The sequence below is a fragment of the Pantoea sp. X-Soil-OKNW-556 genome (assembly GCF_059730695.1).
The window spans coordinates 278359-298595 of record NZ_AP035993.1; the positions used below are offsets into that span (position 1 = coordinate 278359).

At 47.2% G+C, this 20237-nt stretch carries 22 protein-coding genes; 11 read left to right on the forward strand and 11 right to left on the reverse strand.

Features of this window, described 5'->3' with window-relative positions; genetic code table 11:
- Positions 1–95: 95 nt before the first annotated feature.
- Both asd and AC6I8T_RS26340 read left to right on the forward strand, forming a co-directional pair.
- Positions 96–1214, forward strand: coding sequence for an aspartate-semialdehyde dehydrogenase (gene asd, locus AC6I8T_RS26335; RefSeq protein ID WP_497834838.1), 1119 nt, complete (start codon positions 96–98; stop codon positions 1212–1214).
- A gap of 147 nt (positions 1215–1361) precedes the next feature.
- Complete coding sequence (locus AC6I8T_RS26340) at positions 1362–1772, forward strand: ester cyclase (protein WP_497834839.1); 411 nt, start codon at positions 1362–1364, stop codon at positions 1770–1772.
- Here the strand turns inward: AC6I8T_RS26340 and AC6I8T_RS26345 are convergent.
- Genes AC6I8T_RS26345 through AC6I8T_RS26355 form a run of 3 tightly spaced genes read right to left on the reverse strand, consistent with a single transcriptional unit; the run spans position 1769 to position 4120 of the window.
- Entirely contained in the window at positions 1769–2185 is a 417-nt protein-coding gene (locus AC6I8T_RS26345; RefSeq protein WP_208727025.1) for a MarR family winged helix-turn-helix transcriptional regulator, read from the reverse strand. The genes AC6I8T_RS26340 and AC6I8T_RS26345 overlap by 4 nt on opposite strands.
- 47 nt (positions 2186–2232) lie before the next feature.
- A complete protein-coding gene (locus AC6I8T_RS26350; RefSeq protein WP_497834840.1) occupies positions 2233–3090 on the reverse strand; it encodes an alpha/beta fold hydrolase in 858 nt (285 codons plus the stop codon).
- A 49-nt stretch (positions 3091–3139) separates the two neighbouring features.
- Entirely contained in the window at positions 3140–4120 is a 981-nt protein-coding gene (locus AC6I8T_RS26355; protein WP_497834841.1) for an MBL fold metallo-hydrolase, read from the reverse strand.
- Between the two features lie 196 nt (positions 4121–4316).
- Between AC6I8T_RS26355 and AC6I8T_RS26360 the strand changes: the two genes are divergently transcribed.
- Positions 4317–5189, forward strand: coding sequence for a LysR family transcriptional regulator (locus tag AC6I8T_RS26360; RefSeq protein WP_497834842.1), 873 nt, complete (start codon positions 4317–4319; stop codon positions 5187–5189).
- 41 nt (positions 5190–5230) lie between these two features.
- Here AC6I8T_RS26360 and AC6I8T_RS26365 read toward each other — a convergent pair whose 3' ends face one another.
- The 3 genes from AC6I8T_RS26365 to AC6I8T_RS26375 all read right to left on the reverse strand — a co-directional run bounded on the left by AC6I8T_RS26365 (position 5231) and on the right by AC6I8T_RS26375 (position 6857).
- A complete protein-coding gene (locus AC6I8T_RS26365) occupies positions 5231–5563 on the reverse strand; it encodes a hypothetical protein (protein ID WP_208727029.1) in 333 nt (110 codons plus the stop codon).
- 125 nt (positions 5564–5688) lie between these two features.
- Positions 5689–6177 (reverse strand): thioredoxin domain-containing protein, encoded by a 489-nt coding sequence (locus AC6I8T_RS26370; RefSeq protein ID WP_208727030.1) that lies wholly within the window; start codon positions 6175–6177, stop codon positions 5689–5691.
- Positions 6178–6353: 176 nt separating this feature from the next.
- The gene (locus AC6I8T_RS26375; RefSeq protein ID WP_208727031.1) at positions 6354–6857 is read right to left on the reverse strand and encodes a DUF2569 family protein; all 504 of its coding nucleotides are present in this window, start codon (positions 6855–6857) and stop codon (positions 6354–6356) included.
- 352 nt (positions 6858–7209) lie between these two features.
- On the opposite strand from AC6I8T_RS26375, the gene AC6I8T_RS26380 reads away from it, so the two are divergent.
- Together AC6I8T_RS26380 and AC6I8T_RS26385 are read left to right on the forward strand one after the other, a co-directional pair.
- On the forward strand, positions 7210–7956 hold the full coding sequence (locus AC6I8T_RS26380) for a hypothetical protein (protein ID WP_497834843.1): 747 nt from the start codon (positions 7210–7212) through the stop codon (positions 7954–7956).
- Positions 7938–8222, forward strand: coding sequence for a hypothetical protein (locus AC6I8T_RS26385; RefSeq protein ID WP_244634105.1), 285 nt, complete (start codon positions 7938–7940; stop codon positions 8220–8222). The genes AC6I8T_RS26380 and AC6I8T_RS26385 overlap by 19 nt, the downstream gene beginning before the upstream one ends.
- 212 nt (positions 8223–8434) lie before the next feature.
- Here the strand turns inward: AC6I8T_RS26385 and AC6I8T_RS26390 are convergent, their stop codons facing one another.
- Together AC6I8T_RS26390 and AC6I8T_RS26395 are read right to left on the reverse strand one after the other, a co-directional pair.
- A complete protein-coding gene (locus AC6I8T_RS26390) occupies positions 8435–9046 on the reverse strand; it encodes a hypothetical protein (RefSeq protein ID WP_497834844.1) in 612 nt (203 codons plus the stop codon).
- Positions 9047–9077: 31 nt separating this feature from the next.
- Positions 9078–9773: a helix-turn-helix transcriptional regulator gene (locus tag AC6I8T_RS26395; protein ID WP_497834845.1), complete on the reverse strand. Its 696-nt coding sequence runs from the start codon at positions 9771–9773 to the stop codon at positions 9078–9080.
- Positions 9774–9863: 90 nt separating this feature from the next.
- Here AC6I8T_RS26395 and AC6I8T_RS26400 point away from each other — a divergent pair, with 90 nt between their 5' ends.
- Positions 9864–10262: a VOC family protein gene (locus AC6I8T_RS26400; RefSeq protein WP_208727034.1), complete on the forward strand. Its 399-nt coding sequence runs from the start codon at positions 9864–9866 to the stop codon at positions 10260–10262.
- A 75-nt stretch (positions 10263–10337) separates the two neighbouring features.
- On the opposite strand, the gene AC6I8T_RS26405 is transcribed toward AC6I8T_RS26400, so the two are convergent.
- The 3 genes from AC6I8T_RS26405 to AC6I8T_RS26415 form a co-directional block, all read right to left on the reverse strand.
- On the reverse strand, positions 10338–10805 hold the full coding sequence (locus AC6I8T_RS26405; protein ID WP_036627902.1) for a GNAT family N-acetyltransferase: 468 nt from the start codon (positions 10803–10805) through the stop codon (positions 10338–10340).
- A gap of 152 nt (positions 10806–10957) precedes the next feature.
- Positions 10958–11305, reverse strand: coding sequence for a YajD family HNH nuclease (gene yajD, locus AC6I8T_RS26410; protein WP_208727035.1), 348 nt, complete (start codon positions 11303–11305; stop codon positions 10958–10960).
- A gap of 490 nt (positions 11306–11795) precedes the next feature.
- On the reverse strand, positions 11796–12335 hold the full coding sequence (locus AC6I8T_RS26415) for a GNAT family N-acetyltransferase (RefSeq protein WP_497834846.1): 540 nt from the start codon (positions 12333–12335) through the stop codon (positions 11796–11798).
- A gap of 295 nt (positions 12336–12630) precedes the next feature.
- On the opposite strand from AC6I8T_RS26415, the gene AC6I8T_RS26420 reads away from it, so the two are divergent.
- The 5 genes from AC6I8T_RS26420 (at position 12631) to AC6I8T_RS26440 (ending at position 18419) form a co-directional block, all read left to right on the forward strand.
- A complete protein-coding gene (locus AC6I8T_RS26420; protein ID WP_497834847.1) occupies positions 12631–14667 on the forward strand; it encodes a beta-galactosidase in 2037 nt (678 codons plus the stop codon).
- Positions 14667–16088, forward strand: a complete 1422-nt coding sequence (locus AC6I8T_RS26425) for an MFS transporter (RefSeq protein WP_497834848.1) — start codon at positions 14667–14669, stop codon at positions 16086–16088. The genes AC6I8T_RS26420 and AC6I8T_RS26425 overlap by 1 nt, the downstream gene beginning before the upstream one ends.
- 84 nt (positions 16089–16172) lie before the next feature.
- On the forward strand, positions 16173–17054 hold the full coding sequence (gene araC, locus AC6I8T_RS26430; RefSeq protein WP_497834849.1) for an arabinose operon transcriptional regulator AraC: 882 nt from the start codon (positions 16173–16175) through the stop codon (positions 17052–17054).
- A 406-nt stretch (positions 17055–17460) separates the two neighbouring features.
- Positions 17461–18081 (forward strand): ParA family partition ATPase, encoded by a 621-nt coding sequence (parA, locus tag AC6I8T_RS26435; protein ID WP_497834850.1) that lies wholly within the window; start codon positions 17461–17463, stop codon positions 18079–18081.
- Positions 18082–18185: 104 nt separating this feature from the next.
- Positions 18186–18419: a plasmid partition protein ParG gene (locus AC6I8T_RS26440; RefSeq protein WP_021186250.1), complete on the forward strand. Its 234-nt coding sequence runs from the start codon at positions 18186–18188 to the stop codon at positions 18417–18419.
- The last annotated feature ends 1818 nt before the right edge of the window (positions 18420–20237 follow it).

The following is a 20237-nucleotide window of genomic DNA, read 5'->3' on the forward strand; positions in this document are numbered from 1 at the left end:
TCGAGAGAGTCATAATTCGTAATGACGCTATTTAAGGAATGAGATATAACACGCCATGACATTAACACATCCATAACATTCTTAAGGTTAAGAAAATGAAGCATGTCGGCATTATTGGCTGGAGAGGCATGGTTGGTTCAGTTTTGTTACAGCGCATGGTGGAAGAAGATGATTTCCATGACATTTCTGCGCATTTTTATAGTACCTCCAGTGCGGGCGATCCAGGTCCTGTCATTGGTGACGTCAGCTATACCCTCAAAGATGCTCATTCTATTGAAGCACTCGCGGAAATGGACATCATTATTACGTGCCAGGGCGGAGATTATACGAAATCAATCTATCCCGCATTGATTAATCATGGCTGGCAAGGCTATTGGATCGATGCAGCCTCAGCCCTGCGGATGGATGAAAAAGCCTGTATTATTCTCGATCCTGTTAATCGCGCAAATATTGACCGCGCGGTTGAAGACGGGATTAAGCTTTTTGTCGGTGGCAATTGTTCGATAACGCTCAGCCTGATGGGGCTTGCCGGGCTAATAAAAGCTGACCTGATTGAATGGATGAGTGTGATGACCTATCAGTCGGCATCTGGTGCCGGTGCGAAGCATGTACGGGAATTAATTGCCCAAAGTGCTTATATCAACCGTTATTTGTCTTCTGAAGAATTGGCAACATCAGGATCAGTACTTCCTCTGGTCAACAAAGTTAGTGAGTTAATTAACAGTACTGACATGCCAACCCAGAGCTTTGGCGCGCCTTTAATGGGTAGCATCATTCCCTGGATTGACAGTGACCTGGGGGATGGAAATAGCCGTGAAGAGTGGAAAGGTGAGGCAGAAACAAACAAAATTCTTGGTCTGCCGGCCAGAACGCTCCCGGTTAATGGCTTGTGTATTCGGGTTGGCGTGATCCGGTGCCACAGCGCTGCAATCACCCTGAAGCTCAGGCGCGAAGTTAACGAAGCAGAATTTGCAACGCTGATTACTGATGCCCACCCCTGGGTTAACTATGTGCCTAATAATAAGGAAGAAAGCGTCAGTAAGTTGACACCAGCTTATATCAGCGGCTCCCTACAAGTCGGGATAGGCCGTTACAAGAAAATGGCACTCAATAATGAACCAATATATTCGGTGCTGACGGTAGGCGACCAGCTATTGTGGGGGGCGGCGGAACCTTTGCGTCGCATGTTAAATATCCTGCTTGGCCGGGTGTGATTCATTCAGTTGAGGCCTGCAAAACGGGTACTTTGTGGGCCTTCCTTTCTGACTTTCCGGGCTGCTCACCGCACAACTTACCTATCACAATCCCACAATATCCTCTTAAATATATACAGTCTAACTGTATATATTTAAGGGACACCAATGTCAGAACAGAACAAAATCGTCGTACAACGCTTCAATCAACAGGTGATTGTCGAAGGAAATCGCCAGAGTTTTGACGAGTTGGTGGCTGAGAATTTCATTAACCGTTCTGCTCCCTCTGGCGCAGCTAATGATCGCGAAAGCCTTTGGCGTACCTTTGAGTTGATACTTCGGCCAGCGTTGGCTGACTTGCAGGTCAACATTGAAGATCAAATTGCGGAACGTGACTGGGTCACGACACGGAAAAGCCTGACGGGCGTGCACCAGGGGGAGCTATTGGGTGTTCCGGCTACAGGCCAAAACGTGACTATCACCGTGATTGATATGGTGCGTATTGAAGAGGGCAAATACGTTGAGCATTGGGGATTGAATACACTAATACAGGTAGTGAACCAACTCAGGCAGATTTAAAGCAACTTATGCAGAGCGGCCAGCCCTTTTTGCAGGTCGGCACGCCCGGCCTCATCGAGCTTGTTGGCAATCTGTGCAGCTATCCACTCGGTACGTTGCCTGCGGGCAGATGCCAGCAACAGGCATGCACTTTCACTCAAGACAATCAGCTGCGCACGCGCATCCTGCGGGCTTTTTTGCCGCTCGATCAAACCTTGCTGTTCCAGTTCATTGATCACCAAGCGCATGCTTTGATGTTTTACGCCACGCAGACGCGCAAGGTCTGCAATGGAAAGTTCCTTATGCGTATTGAGCAACTCCAGCGTTTCATGCTGCGAAGTGCGAACAGTAGCCGTTGCCACGCGTACATGGCGCACGAAAGCGCTGACAACGTGGCGTAATTCATCAGCCAGCATTTGAGTTTCGTTTGACAAAGTGACGGTTCCTGCAACTTGAAAGCACCACAGTATACAAGATACCGTCAGACGGAGCGCCAGCTGCTTAAGAAATTCATCAGCAGTTGATTTACTTTTTCAGGCTGCTCCTCCTGGGGCAAATGCCCACACTGTTCAATGGCGATGGCCTGCACGTCATCGGCCATTTCAGACCAGACACTTGCCATGTCGAACAGTTTTCCGACCGCATGAAAATCCGCTCCCCACAATGACATCACCGGGCAGGCAATTTTCAACTCTGCGTCTTCGAGGTCTTGCGCAATATCCTGTGCGTTGGCCCGATAATCCGCCATAGCTCCCCGGACAGCACCAGGCGCCTGATAAGACTTCACATAGGTATCAAACGCTTCTCCACTGATGGTAGAGGGATCATAAGTCCAGTCGGAGAAGAAGTGACGCAACCAGATGTGTTCACGACCGGCGATAAGCGCCTCCGGGAGATCAGGAACCAGGTGGAACAGGAAGAACCAGTACGCTTTGGCAATCGAAGCATTCAGATCACGCGCAACAATGCGAGTTGGAACGTTATCCATCACTACCAGGCGTTCAACAAGCTCCGGGTAATCCTTAGCAAAGCGGGTCGCCACGCGCGCACCACGGTCATGACCAACCAGGGCAACTTTATGGATGTCGAGTTCTCGCATCAACTCGCGAATATCAAGCGCCATGTTGCGCTTATCGTAGCCAGATGCTGGTTTATCCGTCTCACCGTAACCGCGAAGATCAGGTGCAATCACGCGAAACTGTTTAGATAAGACCGGAATTTGATGCCGCCACGCATAGTTTGTTTCCGGGAATCCATGCAGCAGAATAACAGGTGCTCCCTCCCCTTCCTCAACAACAAATTGCCGAATACCATTGGCCTGAACTGTATAGCTTTTCATAACTCACCCTTTTGGTTGAACACACTGATATTTAAGCGCTGACTACTCTTCACTTCAGCAAAGGAACGTCATCCGCGCGTTTATAGGGGCCATACAGAGCGGGTGCCCAATTGAATTTCTTACCTTCCTGCGTGACATGACCGATACCAGGGAATGGTAAGTGAGCGGCAGCCAACCATTCGCCATCTGATGCCAACTTTGAAAATTCCTTTTCGCGTGACTCTGTCGCCTTTTCAGGATCGACATCAAAACGAATGGCAACATCGGGATGATCAAACTGCACTGCGGCGTTATGGATTAAGTCGCCAATAAATGTGATTGCGGCCCCCCTGGACGTAAACCGATAAACAGCACTTCCAGGCGTATGACCAACAGCGTAAGAGGCCTCGACTTCCGGGATTGGCGATGCCGGCGGAACAAAGGTCTTCAGGTGCCCACTGGCTTTGTAAGGAGCAAGAGAATGTTGAGCAATATCGAAATATTCTCTGGCACGCTCTGGCGCAGAGGCTTTCTTCTGCGGGTCCAGCCAGTAATTGGCTTCCGCCTGGGACACGTAAACCGTCGCATTGGGGAACAGTGCTTTTCCGGACGCATCAACCAGACCACAAACATGATCCAAATGCAGGTGAGTCAGGAAGATAGTGTCGACCTGCGCTGGCTGGTAGCCAGAGGCCTGAATGTTAGGCACCAACTGCCCGGCCGTCTGTGGCACACACTGCCCGGCGCCACTATCAACCATCACCAGGTGCTTCCCGGTGTTAATCAGGAATGCATTAAATGTCGTTGGCATCCTGTCCGGACCAATTGCCTGACGTGCAAGAAGCGCACGAACCTTTTCCGCAGACAGCCCTTGCAACAAACCTGGGGACAGGTCATTGTAGCCGTCAAACAAAGCAGTGACCTCGTAATCCCCCACCGCCAGACGGTAGTACCCAGGAACCTGTTGGCGGATCTGGTCAGGCGCATTTGCCACGGCATGAGCAACAAAAGCCATGCCTGCAATACCCAGAACCTTTGCAAAACCTTTCATGAGAACCTCCATTCTATAAATTTCAGCATCAGTGCGCTGACCGACCGCGTTACGCTGCGAACAATCAGACGACACGGGACAGGATGGCCATCTCCCTCCAGGAGAGGTGGGCATGAATTGAGGTAAACTATGGCGCTATCACGAAAAATAGTGTAGAGGTGGAATCTGTTACGGCAATATAACGGAAAACGAGATAATGAAGCTTGAGGACATTGAGGTCTTTGTCGAAGCCGTGCAAATTGGCAGCCTCGCAGGCGCTGCCCGACGGCTCTCACTGAGTTCAATGGCGGCGTCCAGAAGCCTGAACAACCTCGAAACGGAGCTCAATGTAAGGCTGGTGCACCGCACCACGCGGGCACTCTCACTCACCAGCGACGGCGAGACATTTTACCCCCACGCACTGTCTTTACTGGAGGGACGAGCCAACGCGTTGGCCGATCTTCGACCGGCAGGGAGTGCCCTTACGGGACATCTACGGATAACGGCATCGGCAGCATTTGGCAGAAAGGTTGTAGCACCGATGCTTCCCACATTTATGCTTCAACATCCCTCATTACGTGTCGATTTAGTTACCACTGATGAACAGGTGGATATTGTTGGCAAAGGGATTGATGTTGCGATACGCATCGCTCCACTGCGCGATAATCGATTGGTCGCGCGACGACTGGCTGATAACCCGCGCGTGCTTTGCGCGTCACCGGCTTACCTGAGCGCATATGGTTCACCAAGGTCAGTCACTGATCTGATTGCTCATCATTGCCTGCCCACTATCGGCACATCGCATTGGGCCTTCCTGGGTGGTGAGAAGAATTTCAGGCAGAAGGTGTCTGGGCGCTTTTCAGCTAACTCGGTTGAAGCCATATACGAAGCCTGTGCGGGCGGCCTTGGCATCGCCAACCTCTCCCAATGGTACGTCGAACCCTTTATTGAGGCAGGCGTGATCCAGGAAGTAGTACTTGAAGATGCCAGGCCGGAACCGTTAGGTATCTGGGCCGTTTATCCAACTTCCCGGCTTGTTCCCTTAAAGGTGAGAATGTTTGTCGAAGCGCTGGAACATCACTTCACATAACGGTTCGGACATGAAGTCACATGTAATTTGGGATTCCCCACTTACATTTCCCAATGATCATCTACCCATGAAGCAGGGCAATCATCAATTTGTACTTCCCAAACTGCCGTTGGTAATGCAGATGTTAAATGAGTAAGAGCTTTCAGCCAGTAAATAACCGACTCAACTATTATCGTTTCATCACAATAAGGAAGTTTGGTTGCCCCCTCAAGTATGTATTCTTCTGATGGCTTCCGGTAAAATGATAGCGTTTCACCTTCATTTTTATAAGGAAAACCTTGATTAAACATGTCTGCAATGGCCAAGAGACTAACATTTTCAGCCGTTGTAATGGGTGAATTTCTTTTAGCTGAATAATAAATAGATACGCTCATACTTTCCCCACAGAAATTCATATGCTTGAATAAAAAACACAACCGCGATTTAAACCGACATCCTCAGCGGGAAATGTTCCCATTTTAAATTTCATCAGCAAATCTAATAATTTCATAATTACCATTCACTGACAATATTTTTCGTTCATCTCATTAAATGACCTAATCTGCAAGCGATACTCATCAACCAGGAACCTATCATCAATTGTGTATGCAATGGGGCGACGTGAGTATTTAACGTTTAATATCAGGTGATAGCGCTCTGAGGAGATAAATCTGACACCTATTTTTCGGTTGATTTTTGTTCGGCCAGAAATGATTCCGCACACATAATCCGCACCCTCAAAGCGATGAGTGCTTATCTGAGAGAATGATATTGGCTTAGAGAAATCAATATCACTATCGCAAAACCCTAACATCATTTTCTTATTTCGTTCATTTGAAATGTCTTTTGCAACAAGATCTTTGAATAAAGAGCAACTTTCCGAGGAGCTTGCTACCTTTTCAAGAAAGCCAATCACATATGGCTTAATGTTTTCATACTGGAGATTCTCCTGGCCATACGATAATGGAACGATAGCGAATAGAATCAATGCTGTTAGAAAAATTCTCATGGGCCTTCTTCCGTGAACAGATATCCATGTTACATCGGCAAAAAATCATCTAACTTTAACCACCCGTGAGCACCAGTCACTTCAGGCACCTGAATTGCATTGTGCCGCTCCGTTTTGATTATTGAGGGGCGCTGTATGTTTACTAATCAGCAACAGGAAACCGTCAATGTGGCTTCCTAACGGGTAAAAGTTCTTTTTACACGAACTGATGTGATGAAGTATGGAATCCAGATAAGAGCCGTTATCACATTTCTAAAAACAGGAACAAGCTCATTATATCCAATTTTAGCGCTGGGGATTAACCGGTAAAGCATATAGACATTCAGTGACATCGTCGCCACGACTGATATCAAAAAGAAAATGAAAAGCTTTGGCAGCAGCTTTTTTTTCTTTAAAAAAAACGAAAGAACAGTGACTGAGAACAAGAACTCCCCGATATAAATAGCAATGGAGAGTATGAAGAATATTTTTGCATTTGCATTCAGTTGCGCATAGTTTTCTGTCAAAAATTTAAACGCATCTGTCATTACAAACAGATAAGAAGCAGCAGTAACGATCAGTCCTATGAGGGGTAAAAACAGAAACCCGCCAATTTTCCTGAAGTGCTTTTCTTCACATTTATCGCAAAACTCTCTGTCCTGAGGTATTTCCACCCCACACTTTGTGCATCCCCATTCCATATATTGACCTTAGAAATATTTATATCGTTATTATTATATTATGCGATCAGTGTCGTGGGCGCAACCGCATCGAAAGTAATGCATGCAATACTGATCATATCAGAATAAATTTGAGTTAGGGTGAATATTCACAGTGTCGGTAATCATCTTGCCGAAGGCGCTCAGATACTCGTCACCTTCTGGCAACGCATTGTGCTAAATTTTTCGCTCCTCTTGCCGATTATGTTCCAGTACCCTGGGTGAAGCTCGTATGTTGGAAATAGCATGTGGATTAATGAAATTCATCCTTGTGTTAACACAACATTATTGATAAATAAAAGCCATCATAAATGTTTATAGAGGGAGTTATCTCATGTCACTTGAGGACAGTCTTCAACAGGAAGTTATTTCTTCTATAAAAAAATCATTAAGTTTTAATAGCTTTTATCAGAGAATCAGACCCGACATCACCGCATTTATTGCCGCAACGTCAAAACTTCCACTAAAAAAATTAGATGAGTGGGAGCGTCTTATCCGCTGGACAATTTACGCGTCGGCACAAGCATCTGCAAAGCGAAATGGCGATGCAAAAAACCAGCAATTTGGTTCTCTTTCCTGGCTGGATGTATGCAATGCTGATGGTTTCAAACGGGAGAGAGCATTACGGACATTAACAGGCGGCGCACCAAACAGTTTCGTGTTCGCGTTGGCAATACGACGGCTAAATGACTGGGTTACTCAGGTAAGGGCTGCGGCATGTGACAGGTTGCTGTTAATCGCTGAGTTAACAGATCCGGAAATCATCATAGACGTCTTATTCATTACATTTCCCTATTGGGATTCATGGGGAAGAATGGGGAGTACAGAAAAAGATATTCTGATGAAAATGGTGACATTGGAGAAAATAGCCGAATCACTAAAAAAACGGCTGATAACATCCCCTTCAGGACCTGTTGCTACCATATTCTCTCAGGCAGGACGTACTGAAGCGTTAGATTCTTTTCTGGGCGAAATTGCTGAGTTGTCAGTTCAACCCTCCCTGCGAGCAAAAGCATATCGTTGCCAGTTTGAAGGGAAGATTGTTTGGGTTGAAGGCATGGCATGGCATGGCAGTGGATAGACAAAGTATATGGAATACAACGCCTCACTCCGGTTTTGAATGAACGCAAGATTTCCCCAACCAGGCCTTTTCTTGAAAACTTAAAAATGGCAGCAACTGATCGCTCTCCAATGGTTCGACGCATCGCCGGTGAAATGCTAATCAGGGAGTCAAAAAATCTTGGCGAGGAGGCATGCATATTGGCAAAGATATTGGCATCCGACAGATCACCATCCGTCGCCGAGCGAGGTAAGTATGCATTAGCCGATTTAGAAAAGCAGGGATAATACTCTGTCTCGCTCCATGCCAGGCGTGTTCATGCGTTGTGCCAGACAATTTCATTCTGTCGTCCGGCAAGCGTCGTGTTGAAACATTTATGTGGTTCGGTAACCAAGATATTCAGTAAACTGTTTTACCGTCCGAGAGATTATGTTTCTGTTTCTGAAAGCCAGCCCGATACGGCGGTAAGGTGCTATGTCTATCTCCCGGGTAATAGCCTTTACTTATTAACGCCTGGAGTAGTCTCAGAATTTTCGACCTTTGCTTTTACGGCCATTAATGTCCTCTTGCGGATCCAACCACTTCCTGCACGGATTGCCAGCCAGTAAGCAGCCATTCTGCACTGCGTGGCCAGATCCGGACAGTAGATGAACGTTTCTGTACAAAGCTCATGCTGGCCTGCCATAAGCTGCCTAACCCGATAACGCAGCAGCAGCTTTGCGCTACCCGGTTCGACTGCCTGCTGATAAGCACAGGCATTCGGCACCGGTTCCAGGCCGAAATCTGCCCGCCAAAATTGCCCCCTTAAACCAAAGCACAGCTCAGATGCGGAGCTGACTAAAGGGGTAAAACTGTGCAGCCCAAAGCTGTTAAAGGCTTCATCAGGCGGATTAAATCGGAGCTTTTGCGGAAACTGTCGTACCAACATTAATGCCCGAATCACTCTATCCTGCCGAATATCAAATTCTGTCACTGCCGACAGGATTTTTTCCGGGACGGAAGTATGAATGACAGCCAGATGTTTTTCATGAAACTGGAATTCAGGCAGGTAAAAAGGAACATCTCGCCATTCAGCCAGCGCTTTACGTGTAACAAATCCCGTCTTTAACATGCTGAAATCCCTTTATTCCGCAATATCGGTACTACTTGGATCGTAATAACTTTGCTTCACGCCATTGTTCCCATCGAGCCCTGAGAACCGTTCTATCCATGCCTGCGTATTCATCCAGCCTAACCACACTGATTAAGCGGTCGGTACGAAAATGTCGAAAATCCTTTTTATTTTCACACCAGGCAATCAGAAGGCAATGAGTAAGATCATATCCAAGCACAACCGGCCAGACGACCCTTTTAGAGACCTTTCCTTCAGCCGAGCGGTACTCAAGCAGCAGTTTTTTACTGTCGCGAATGGCGGCCCGGATTTGGCGCGTGTCGGTTTTATTCGCGCCAGTTTCCACCGGTTTAACCGCCACCGCAGAATGATGTAAAAACTGCATCATCTTTCCGGGGATTACTGATGCTATCTTCGACAAAACATCGTTTGCATTGTTGGCAAGGGTGGCATCTGGTAATCGTTGCACCAACTGAACGCCAAGACAAACAGCTTCAAGTTCCTCTGCGGTGAACATTAACGGGGGGAGATCGTAATATTCACTGAGCCTGTATCCCGTGCCAGCCTCTCCTTCGACCGGTACACGTTGACCTGCCAAATCCGCTATATCCCGATAAATGGTGCGTTTAGAAACCTCAAGTTCCTCTGCAAGCCTGGCAGCGGTTACCGGAAGTTTTGTCCGTCGAAGTATCTGGATGATCTGAAAAAGCCGATCTGCACGCCGCATTTTTTTGTCCCTGTTGCCACCACGTTGTCAGCAGACCTGAACGATGATGCTCCCGGAGGCTGTACTTCTTGCAGCCAGGAGGGATCAACCGTGAAATTAGTATCAATACGTCTTATCGTACAAGACATCAAAGAAGTTGTTAATTTCTATGAAGTAGTTACGGGTTATCAGGCTGAATGGCATGCCCCGGTGTTCGCTGAAATCATCACTCCGGTGGCCGTTATCGCGATAGGGAGCGTGGAAACGGTCGTGTTGTTCAAAGAAGATTGCGCCCGGCCAGCCTGCAACCAATCCGCCATTCTTGAATTTATGGTCAGGGATATTGATAAGGAGTTTATGAGATTGAAGGAATATGGTCTGGAGTTTGTCCATCCACCTAAAAATATGCCCTGGGGAAACAGAACCCTGCAAATTCGCGATCCTGAAGGAACGCTGGTATCACTTTTTACCCCGATGACACCAGCTGCCATCAATCGCTTTCAACGATGACGACATGTCCGTTTCTATTCAGGGCTACGCGGCCCTGAATGCTGACCGCTTCATTTCACTGAATATGATTGGTCGTCAGCGGCTATTTTTGCCACGAAGGTAAATATCAGGTCGGGTAATGGTCCACGCATAGTTTTCTTTATTGACGGGTTCATAGCCAAACTTTTCATAGAGCCAAGGCGCGGTTGTTGTGAACAACATGATCCGGCGAAGTTTCTCAAAAACCGGGTGGCGATGAATACACTCCATAAGCCATCTTCCAAGCCCATCTCCCTGATATTCCTCTAATACGTACACATCGCAGAGGTAAGCGAAGGTCGCATAATCCGTTATCAGACGAGCAAAGCCTATTTGGGCCTCATTATGATAAATACCAAAGTTCAGGCTGTTCTTTGTTGAAGCAGTAACGGTTTCAACATCGATTCCTTTAGCCCATGTGGATCTCGTCAGGTAATTGTGTACAGCCGGTATGTCTAGCTTTTCGCTGTCTGTACTTACCAGATAATTCTTTTCTCGCCATTCATAAATCGCTGAAATGCTCATTTTTATACCTGTCCAATGGTCAGGGAGAATTTTTTCTTTTGATTCAAGCAATGCAACCAGGGCAGGGATCGATACTCTGGCCCGCTTTTGCGCACAGTTGCCCGGAGGTGTTGTCACAGGCAGCATCATGACAGAAGCGGACGTGACGGGTTCTATTTCTTCTTGTTAAGCATCGACTTTAAATCGGCAAAGGGATTATAGGTTGCAGCGCCAACATCCTTTTGGGCATCCTCCCCCGCCACAACGCTTGTGCCGTAAAGGTCAGCTTCGGTGTACTTTGAGTGTTCGTGGTCATGACAATACAGACACAACAACTCCCAGTTGCTGCCATCCTCTGGGTTATTGGTGTGGTCGTGATCGATATGGTGAACCGTTAATTCGCGTAGGTTTGAATAAACAAACTCCCGCGAGCATCGTCCACACACCCAAGGATAGATTTTTAATGCTTTCTCACGGTAACCGCTTTCGAGCCGCGAGTAGTTCTTCGGGATCAGGGCCATTGCTAATGCCTCCGGCTGTAAAGATAAAATTTTATAAATTCTATCATGGAACAGAGGGCGGCAGGTTGTTGTAGTACGCTTCACACCCTGAGACACGCAACGCGTGTTTTATTGCTTTGGCTTTTCGAGTGTCAGTCGTCGAATCATAAAAACAGCAGCTGCAAAGACCGATCAAATGACTGGCGCGAATCACGGTAGTTTAAATCCCAAAGATTTATGATGATTATCTCTTGTGGTGGCGACGCATAGTGAAGGCACAACACCGAAGCAGTCTGTTCGTTGCACTTCTCTCACCACCAAGTTATCCACAATCAAAGTGCATATCCCGCTCAATAGCCTGTGTATAAAAGCGTGCTTGCCAGATGGGCAGCCTCGTGAGCAAATGGGGGTTAATTATTAATCAGCAGACAGGTAAGTATCACCCTTGGTACAGAGCCATGACAGGAGTTAGCGCTGCATCGTGATATTTTTTACATTGTCGGTCGCCCGGTTATTCAATGTTACTCATTTGCCATGCTTGACGGCTTAGAGCAAACAGGAGACTCGGTGGTGCGTTTTCAACATCATAAATGTCCCTGACAAACTTGAGACCTGATTTTTTGAGTACATTTTGAGATACAACATGGTGGGGCCTGACAATAGCGGCTATTTCAGCCAGGTTGAGCTCAGTAAAACCATGTTTTAGGGTAAAGTGCGCAAACTCCGTAGCATAACCTTTACCCCACGCGGCGGTTTCGAAGCGATAACCCAGATTGTTGACAGCAATATCAGCATATCTCCGAATACTCAGGCCACCAAACCCTATGATTCTTTGAGGATATTGCTTCTCGGTTATCGCCCACATCCCAAATCCATAGTCTGTCCAGTGCGTTAACCATCGAGCCAGAACAGATTCCGCATATTCCCTGTCAGGATAAGGTCCTGCTGGATTGAAGGTGTTAGTCGCCGGGTCTCCGTAAATGCGAAAGAGATCCTCAACATCCCTTTGCCCTATTGGCCGCAGAGACAAACGGTCAGTTTCTGATGACATAAAATACTCCTTTTTATTTTTGTCATTCTATCGATGAGTAATGACTATCAGATTAAAACCTTACAGCAAGGATTTATCATACTGTTTCTTGGCCTATTACATCATCACATCAGACTGTTGATCACTTCCGGATAAAACCTGAGCTTTTTTTGTTTCAGATTCAGTGTTATGTGATGTCAATCATAAGACTGACGCGGAAGCGAGTTTCTCTATGTTGGCAGCGACATACTTTATCTTTCACCGGATTCCTTCAGATAACGTACCGCCCTATCGGTACTGAGATGAGGGAAGTGCAATGGATAAGCTGTTATACGGTGTCGCCTATTACCGTGAATATATGCCGGTAGAAAGACTGGATGAAGACATCCGTCTGATGAAAGCGGCAGGGATCAACGTAGTACGCATTGCTGAAAGCACCTGGAGCAGTTATGAGCGCCGGGATGGGGAGTTCGATTTCTCCGCTGTACTGACCGTACTGGAACATATGCACGCAAACCAGATTGCCGTCATTATTGGCACCCCCACTTACGCCATTCCTGCCTGGCTTGCTAAAAAGCACCCTTCCGTAATGGCGACGACACCGCAGGGCGTGAATAAATACGGTCATCGCCAGAAAATGGACATTACCAGTCCAATCTACCTGCGCTACGCCGAACGCATCATTCGCGCACTGCTCGCCGCAACAGCGCACCATCCTGCGGTGATCGGATATCAGATAGACAACGAAACCAAGTACTACGACACCTGCGGTGCACATGTGCAGCGTGATTTTGTCGAGCATCTGAAGCAACGTTTCGGCGGTGATCTGGAAAAACTCAATGCGGAGTATGGCCTGAATTACTGGAGCAACCGTATCGATGCCTGGGAGGATTTCCCGCCGCTGGAAAGCACCATCAATGCCAGTCTGGGTGCTGCCTTTCAACAATATCAGTGCAGTCTGGTCACCGACTTTCTCGCCTGGCAGGCAAGGTTGGTCAGTGAATATCGACTGGCAGACCAGTTCATTACGCACAACTTTGATTTCGAATGGCGGACCTGGTCCTTTGGTGTGCGGGGCGAGGTCGATCACTTTTCCGCATCATCAGCTCTCGATATCACCGGTGTGGATATTTATCACCCCAGCCAGCATCAGCTTACCGGAGCAGAAATTGCTTTCTGCGGGGATATTGCGCGCACCACCAAGGACAAAAACTATCTGGTGCTCGAGACTCAGGCTCAGGCATTCAAAAACTGGACACCTTATCCTGGGCAATTGCGACAACAGGCTTTCAGCCACATCGCCTCGGGTGCAGCCATGGTCGGATACTGGCACTGGCATTCGTTGCACAACGCTTGTGAGACCTACTGGAAAGGATTGCTCAGTCATGACCTGGAACCTAATCCCGTATATGACGAGGCCAGAGAAGTTGGACTGGCACTGGCACGTCTGTCTCCGCAGCTTGCCGGGCTGAAAAAGCAAAACCGGGTAGCATTGCTGGTAAGTAATGACTCACTTACCGCCGTGGACTGGCATCCTTGGCAGGGGCATCAGTTCGGACGTCATAAAGAGCATCAATATAACGACCTGATTCGCAGCTACTATGACACCCTCTATCGACAAAATATTGAAGTCGATATTCTGACCGTCGATGACCCACGCCTGTCCCGATATGAGCTGCTGATCGCTCCTCTGCTCTATGCCGTTGCTGATGACTCACTGCATCGGTTAAATCAATTCGTCGCTGACGGTGGCCATATTCTCTATTCGTTCAAATCCGGCTTTGCCAATGAACATCTCAAGGTACGGCATGAGCGCCAGCCAGCAATCATTCGTGAAACATTGGGGGCCAGCTACCAGCTGTTTGTCGAACCACACGATGTCACCCTGCATTCAGACATACTGGATATCCCGCCTGCATCCGCTGCGGTCAGTCACTGGATGGAGTTACTTGAAGTCGAGAGTGCGGATACCGAAATCTGGGCACGCTATCAACACCCCTACTGGAACAAATACGCCGCCATTGTGCATAAGCGCCACGGTTCAGGTACGGCAACCTATATCGGTTGCCATACCAGCGAGGCTGTGCTGGAAAGCGTACTGACACACTTACAGCACAGGATCGAACTGCGCACCGGAGCTGACCCGTTGCGTTTTCCGCTGATTGTAAAACGCACCATCAACCGCGCTGGCAATACGATGCTGTTTTATTTCAACTATTCCAGTGAACCACAGGACATTACTTTAACCTTCAGCAGAGGTCGGGAATTGCTGAGTGACAGACGCTATCAGCAGGGCAATACGTTGACCCTGGCTGACTGGGGTGTGGCAATTATGGCACTGGAGAACCTGTGATGGCACAACCTACTGCTCATGAAGATCTGCAACGTATTGGCATCCGCGAACGGCTGGCTTTCGGTGTTGGCGACTATGGCACAAACCTGACTTACACGCTGATGGTCACTTTCCTGGCGTTTTTCTATACCGACGTAGTGGGTATGCCTGCCCTGCTGATTGGTTCGTTGATGTTCTTTGCTCGCGTACTGGATGGCATCATCTGTATTTTCGTTGGTATCCGGATTGATAAAACGCGTTCGACGATGGGAAAAGCTCGTCCGTGGGTGCTCTGGACCGCCATCCCCTTTGGCCTGTCAGCATTTTTAATGGCAACGGTCCCGGACGTTAGCTATGGCCTGAAAGTCACCTGGGTTTGTATAACCTACCTGATGGCCAATATTTTCTTCACCGCAAACAACATCGCTTACGGGTCACTGCTGGCGTTAATCACGCGCGACAACTATCAGCGCGGCATTCTCAGTGTGTTCCGTAAGGGACTTTCGACCTGTGGTTCTCTGACGGTGGGCGTTTTCACCCTGCCACTGGTTGCGTTCTTCGGTAATGGAAAAACATCCTGGATAATCGTGTTCGCTATTCTGGGTTTTTTCACGGCGTTTTTCCTGCTGTTGACGGCACTGGGTACGCGTGAGCGCGTGGAGCCTGTAAGTCGGGATAACAGTAAGCGGATCAACGCGCGGCAGGTCATGCATTCAATGATGGCGAATCGCTATTGGATAATTATCTTCTTCTATCTGCTGATTACCTTCACCAGCCTGACGGCGCTCTCCGCAGTGGGGGTGTATTACTCGAAGTATATTTTGTCTGACGTCTCACTGATTGCTTATATCAGCATGGCGCAGTACATACCGGGCCTGCTTACCCTGATGATTATTCCGGTTCTGCTAAAAAAACTGGGCAAACGACGTCTGGCCGTTCTTGGATTGCTGATCTGTTGCGTGGCCTACCTGATTCCGTTATTCAACAAACAGGACGCGCTTTTTGTCATCGTATCCACGGCTATTCGGAGCATTGGCTTTTGTGGCATAGGCGCCACCATGTTTGCGTTACTGGCTGATACCATCGATTACGGAGAATGGCGCACCGGCTTACGTATCGAAGGAATCCTGTTTAGCGCGGGTACACTGGGGCAGACGCTTGGGATGGGGCTTGGTACTGCCAGCGTAGGATGGATATTGGGTGCCGCTGGTTTTGTCAGTGGCGGTACAACTGCTCAGTCGGCAACTGTCATCCAGACTATCGAGTTTTTGTTCATCTTCTTTCCCCTGTTGCTGGCTGCCATCAATCTTGTCCTGTTGTGGTTTTATAAGCTGGATGATTTTTACGAAACAGTCGCACATGACTTATCTGCTGGTCGTTACCAACAGGTTGATGGACCGGCGGTTTCACCAGCAAGGGATAGATTACAAAGTCAGGAGTGAGCTTCGCCGCAAATCTGGCAGGCAGCGCCAGTCTGCGTCAGGCGTTGCCGTTATACTTCCCGCAATTTAATGATCGGACGGGTGATGATGGCAGAGCTGAGCGATAAAGAAATGGTGAACTTCTCTCCCCTGATGAAGCGTTTCACCTTTAATGCATTTATGGTGTCTGGGTTTACACCGATAAGTCCCGGCAGCCGGCTCGACTTTTTCATTCACCGTCCCGAAGGCATGAAAGGATACATGCTCAACCTGACACTTAAAGGTGCAGGTGTTATTCGCCATGCCGAGGGTGAGTTTCATTGCGTCGCCGATGAGATGTTGTTATTCCCGCCGGGTGTTCTTCACCATTATGGTCGGGCTAAGGAAAGCCCTGCCTGGGATCATTTATGGATTTATTTCATCCCACGCCCTTACTGGATTGACTGGCTGCACTGGGATCGTACGGAAGGGAATATTGGCCGTATGCAACTCACCCGTTCGGCTGACAGCCAGCAGGTAGCAAACCAGTTCAAGGACGTGATTCGCTGGAATGCTGCATCAGAACCTCTTTCTGAAGCAATGGCAATGAACACTCTGGAACGCATTATCCTGGAGTTATTCCAGCGTCAGCCTACCAGTAACCACCATAATCGTGATCCCCGCATTCAGACGGTATGCCATTATCTGAATGAGCATCTGGCGGAAGATGTTCGAATCGAAGATTTGGCTCGGATGACGTTCCTCTCCTCTTCCCGACTGACTCATATCTTCCGAAAGGAAATGGGGAATACTATCTTTGGCTGGCGTGAAAGCCAGCGCATCTCCCGTGCCTGTGATTTGTTGCAACAAACGCAGCTTTCGATCACACAGATTGCCCGCGCGGTCGGTTATGAAGATCCACTCTATTTTTCTCGTATCTTCAGCCAGCATCGGCACCTCAGTCCGCGCGAGTATCGTAAGAAATTTGAGCGCATACCACTCTTCTAGTCCTGGCGAATCGCGCGCCATCCCGCTTCTTGCGTGTCACTTTCCGGGTGCGATTTCTTGATTCAATGACATGTACTCATTTATTGGAGCCTCTGAGTTTTGGTTAAGTCCCCTCCCCTCTCTTCTTTTGAAAGTACAGGTTGAGACACACATCATACGCGCTGTTGTATGAAGCATTGACGAATTCGTCAGAAACCTTCCTACGCTACTCCATTATAAATATCGCAAATTCAATAATTTAAACTCACTCCGTTTCCGAAGAATGTTGTCAACTCTACCAATGGCACGGACCCAAAACACACAAATACTCATTTACTCATATGTTACTAAACGTATTTACACATTAACTCATATGTGTTTTACTTCATAAGAGTCATTACTCATATGAAACTTTGAGGATTTGCGCATGAAGATTATTTCTTTCCTGAACCCAAAAGGTGGCTCTGGAAAAACCACTGTTACCATTAACGTCAGCAGTTGCCTTGCAGCCACTGGTAAAAGAGTTGCGGTAGTCGATACTGACCCACAGATGAGTCTGACTAACTGGAACAGGAATGAAAAAGCCCGGTTTGATGTCTACACCGCTTCTTCCGAAAAAGATGTCTACCAGGTACGTAAAGAACTGAGTGAGTATGACTACGTCATTATTGATGGTGCGGGTTCTCTTTCTGTCATTACTTCTGCGGCAGTGATGGTCAGTGACCTGATAATTATTCCTGTGACGCCTAGTCCACTGGATTTTTCCGCGTCAGGTTCAGTTGTCACTGTACTTGAAGCGCAGGCTTATAACCGCCCGGTTGAAGCTCGTTTCCTGATTACGCGTAAGATTGAGCAAGCGAAAATGCTCAGCGTCCTTAAAGACAGCATTGCCCAAACCGGCATTAAGGCCCTCAAGACAGCGATCAACCAACGACAGAGTTACGTCAAATCTGTGCTCGACGGGGACAGTGTGTTTGAGACATCTGATGGCGCAGCAAAAGGCGAAATCCAAATCCTTACCAGAGAGATAGAAGCATTTTTCGAGTAATCACAAAATGAGTTAATACTCATACACACCTATACTCATATGGGTATATACTCATTTAAGTAAAATGACTTTTACACAAATACTCATTCAGAAGGATGACGATTATGGCACTGCAAAAGAAGCATTCATCATCAACGATGACGTTTGGTGAACACCGTGACCTGAGTAAGATTGTCTCTGCGCCAGCACAACCAGGCTCAGATAAACAAAAGCGGGTAAACGTAAACTTCGACGAAGCCAAGCATGCTCGCTTCAAAGCGGCTTGTGCAAAGCGCGGCACGAACATTACTGTTGTTATTAATGATCTGGTAGATCAATGGCTTAGTGATAATGAGTAAATGAGCTTTTGAGCTTTTGAGCTTTTGAGCTTTTGAGACTGCCACACTACTCATATGTGTGAATGAGTTAATGCTCAAATGAATAAATACTTATTTGAGTAAGTGAGTTTCCATGTGTATGCTCGGGCCAACCGGTTATTCGTAACTCCTGTTTGATGAGCTTTTACTCAAATGAAAAAATATGTATTTACTCATATGAGCTTATGTTGATTTACTCAAATGAGGCTATTCCTACAAGGTAGTTCTCTTCGCCCAGATTCGCTGATAGTACTACTAGTACACTCCGCAGCACTCTGATTTCCGCGTGTGTGGACATGGTTTTTCTTGTATCTCACATGCAATACGCCCCCTTCATCAAACCTTTTGCTATCGCGTGGATGCAAAATCAGCTCGAAATCGTAGTGTCGGGCTTTCATTACGATAAGTATTTACACAAAACCTCACTTACTCACTTACTCACTTACTCACTTACTCACTTACTCATGATATTTCCCAATTTTCACACTGCAACCATTTATCCACCATACATATGTGTGTCCAGTGATGCCTCATCACGAAGATGGAATACAAAATGATCACAGCGGCCTTACGAGGTTAGATTGAATAGTCATACTCAAATGAGTAGTTGAGTAGTTGAGTAGTTGAGTAGTTGAGTAGTTGAGTAGTTGAGTAGTTGAGTAGTTGAGTAGTTGAGTGTGAACCGAGTTTTACATCACAGGAAGTAACTTCTTGTTAATTATCTGAAAATAGAATACGCATTTACTCATTTGTGTTTTTACTCAAGCATGACATCAATTGAGACCCATAAAAGATGAACCTGAAACAATCATCCTGCTTTTCTGAGGATGAGAGCCAGGGGAGGGCGGTAGCTGGTCAACAGCAGAATCAGCAGTAACCTCAATTTATAAAATTCATTAGTGGCTAGCGGAAAGTACGTCTCTGTACGAAAGAGCGAAGTGCAGCTGAGAGCTGTGGTAATCAAACATGTGACTAAGGCTTCATTGCGATCAACAGAGGAAAATTCGTGTAGTGAAAGCATAAATACGGAAAGAGTAACCAGAAGGAACACGTTAAGTGTGACAATCACATGACAATAGAACGCGAATTGATGGCTGCACTGCCATAGAAGGTCATTTAAGCACGCGGTCGTTAATTCCATACTGACCTGCTGATGTCAGCGTCTTAGATTCGGCAGCCTAAGCTCTACCAGTTGACGGCGAAGAGATTCATCCTGCGTAGTGGTAAGGTTGTGAACCGTGCTGAGTTCAGTGGATATATGGTGAAAATGAATGCGTACTACATCATCCTGTGCTGATCTCATCAGACAGGGAAAGGTGTTCACTTAGTACCTGAAAACAATTCGATCAAGTCCTGAGTTGTCAGATGAAAACCGAGAATCATATGACTACTATAGAGAGTAACTTTACTCACTACAGTGGTCTTCATTAACGGGGAATGGCGAGAACGGGTAGGGATTGGAGTGCTCTGCTGATGTTGGTAGTTTGAATCGCAGATGAGAATCAGTTTTCTATTACTCTCTATAGTAGTCAGACACTCACTACAGTGGTCATTAGTGATGTTGCTGTTGAGTCTGATGAGATGTACTTTCGATGTTGTATGGTCAAAGCGGATAAATCATCCCATCATTGAACCAGCGGATAGTTTTCGATGAACTGGCCGCCAGACAGAAGACAAATGTATGCCAGTGCAGAGACGCTTTTTCCTCATTATCCACAGGACAGATCCAATTATTCGATCCTAATATGATCCCAGTTAGATCCTAAACAGATCCCATACCTCCTGAAACCCTTGTCAGAC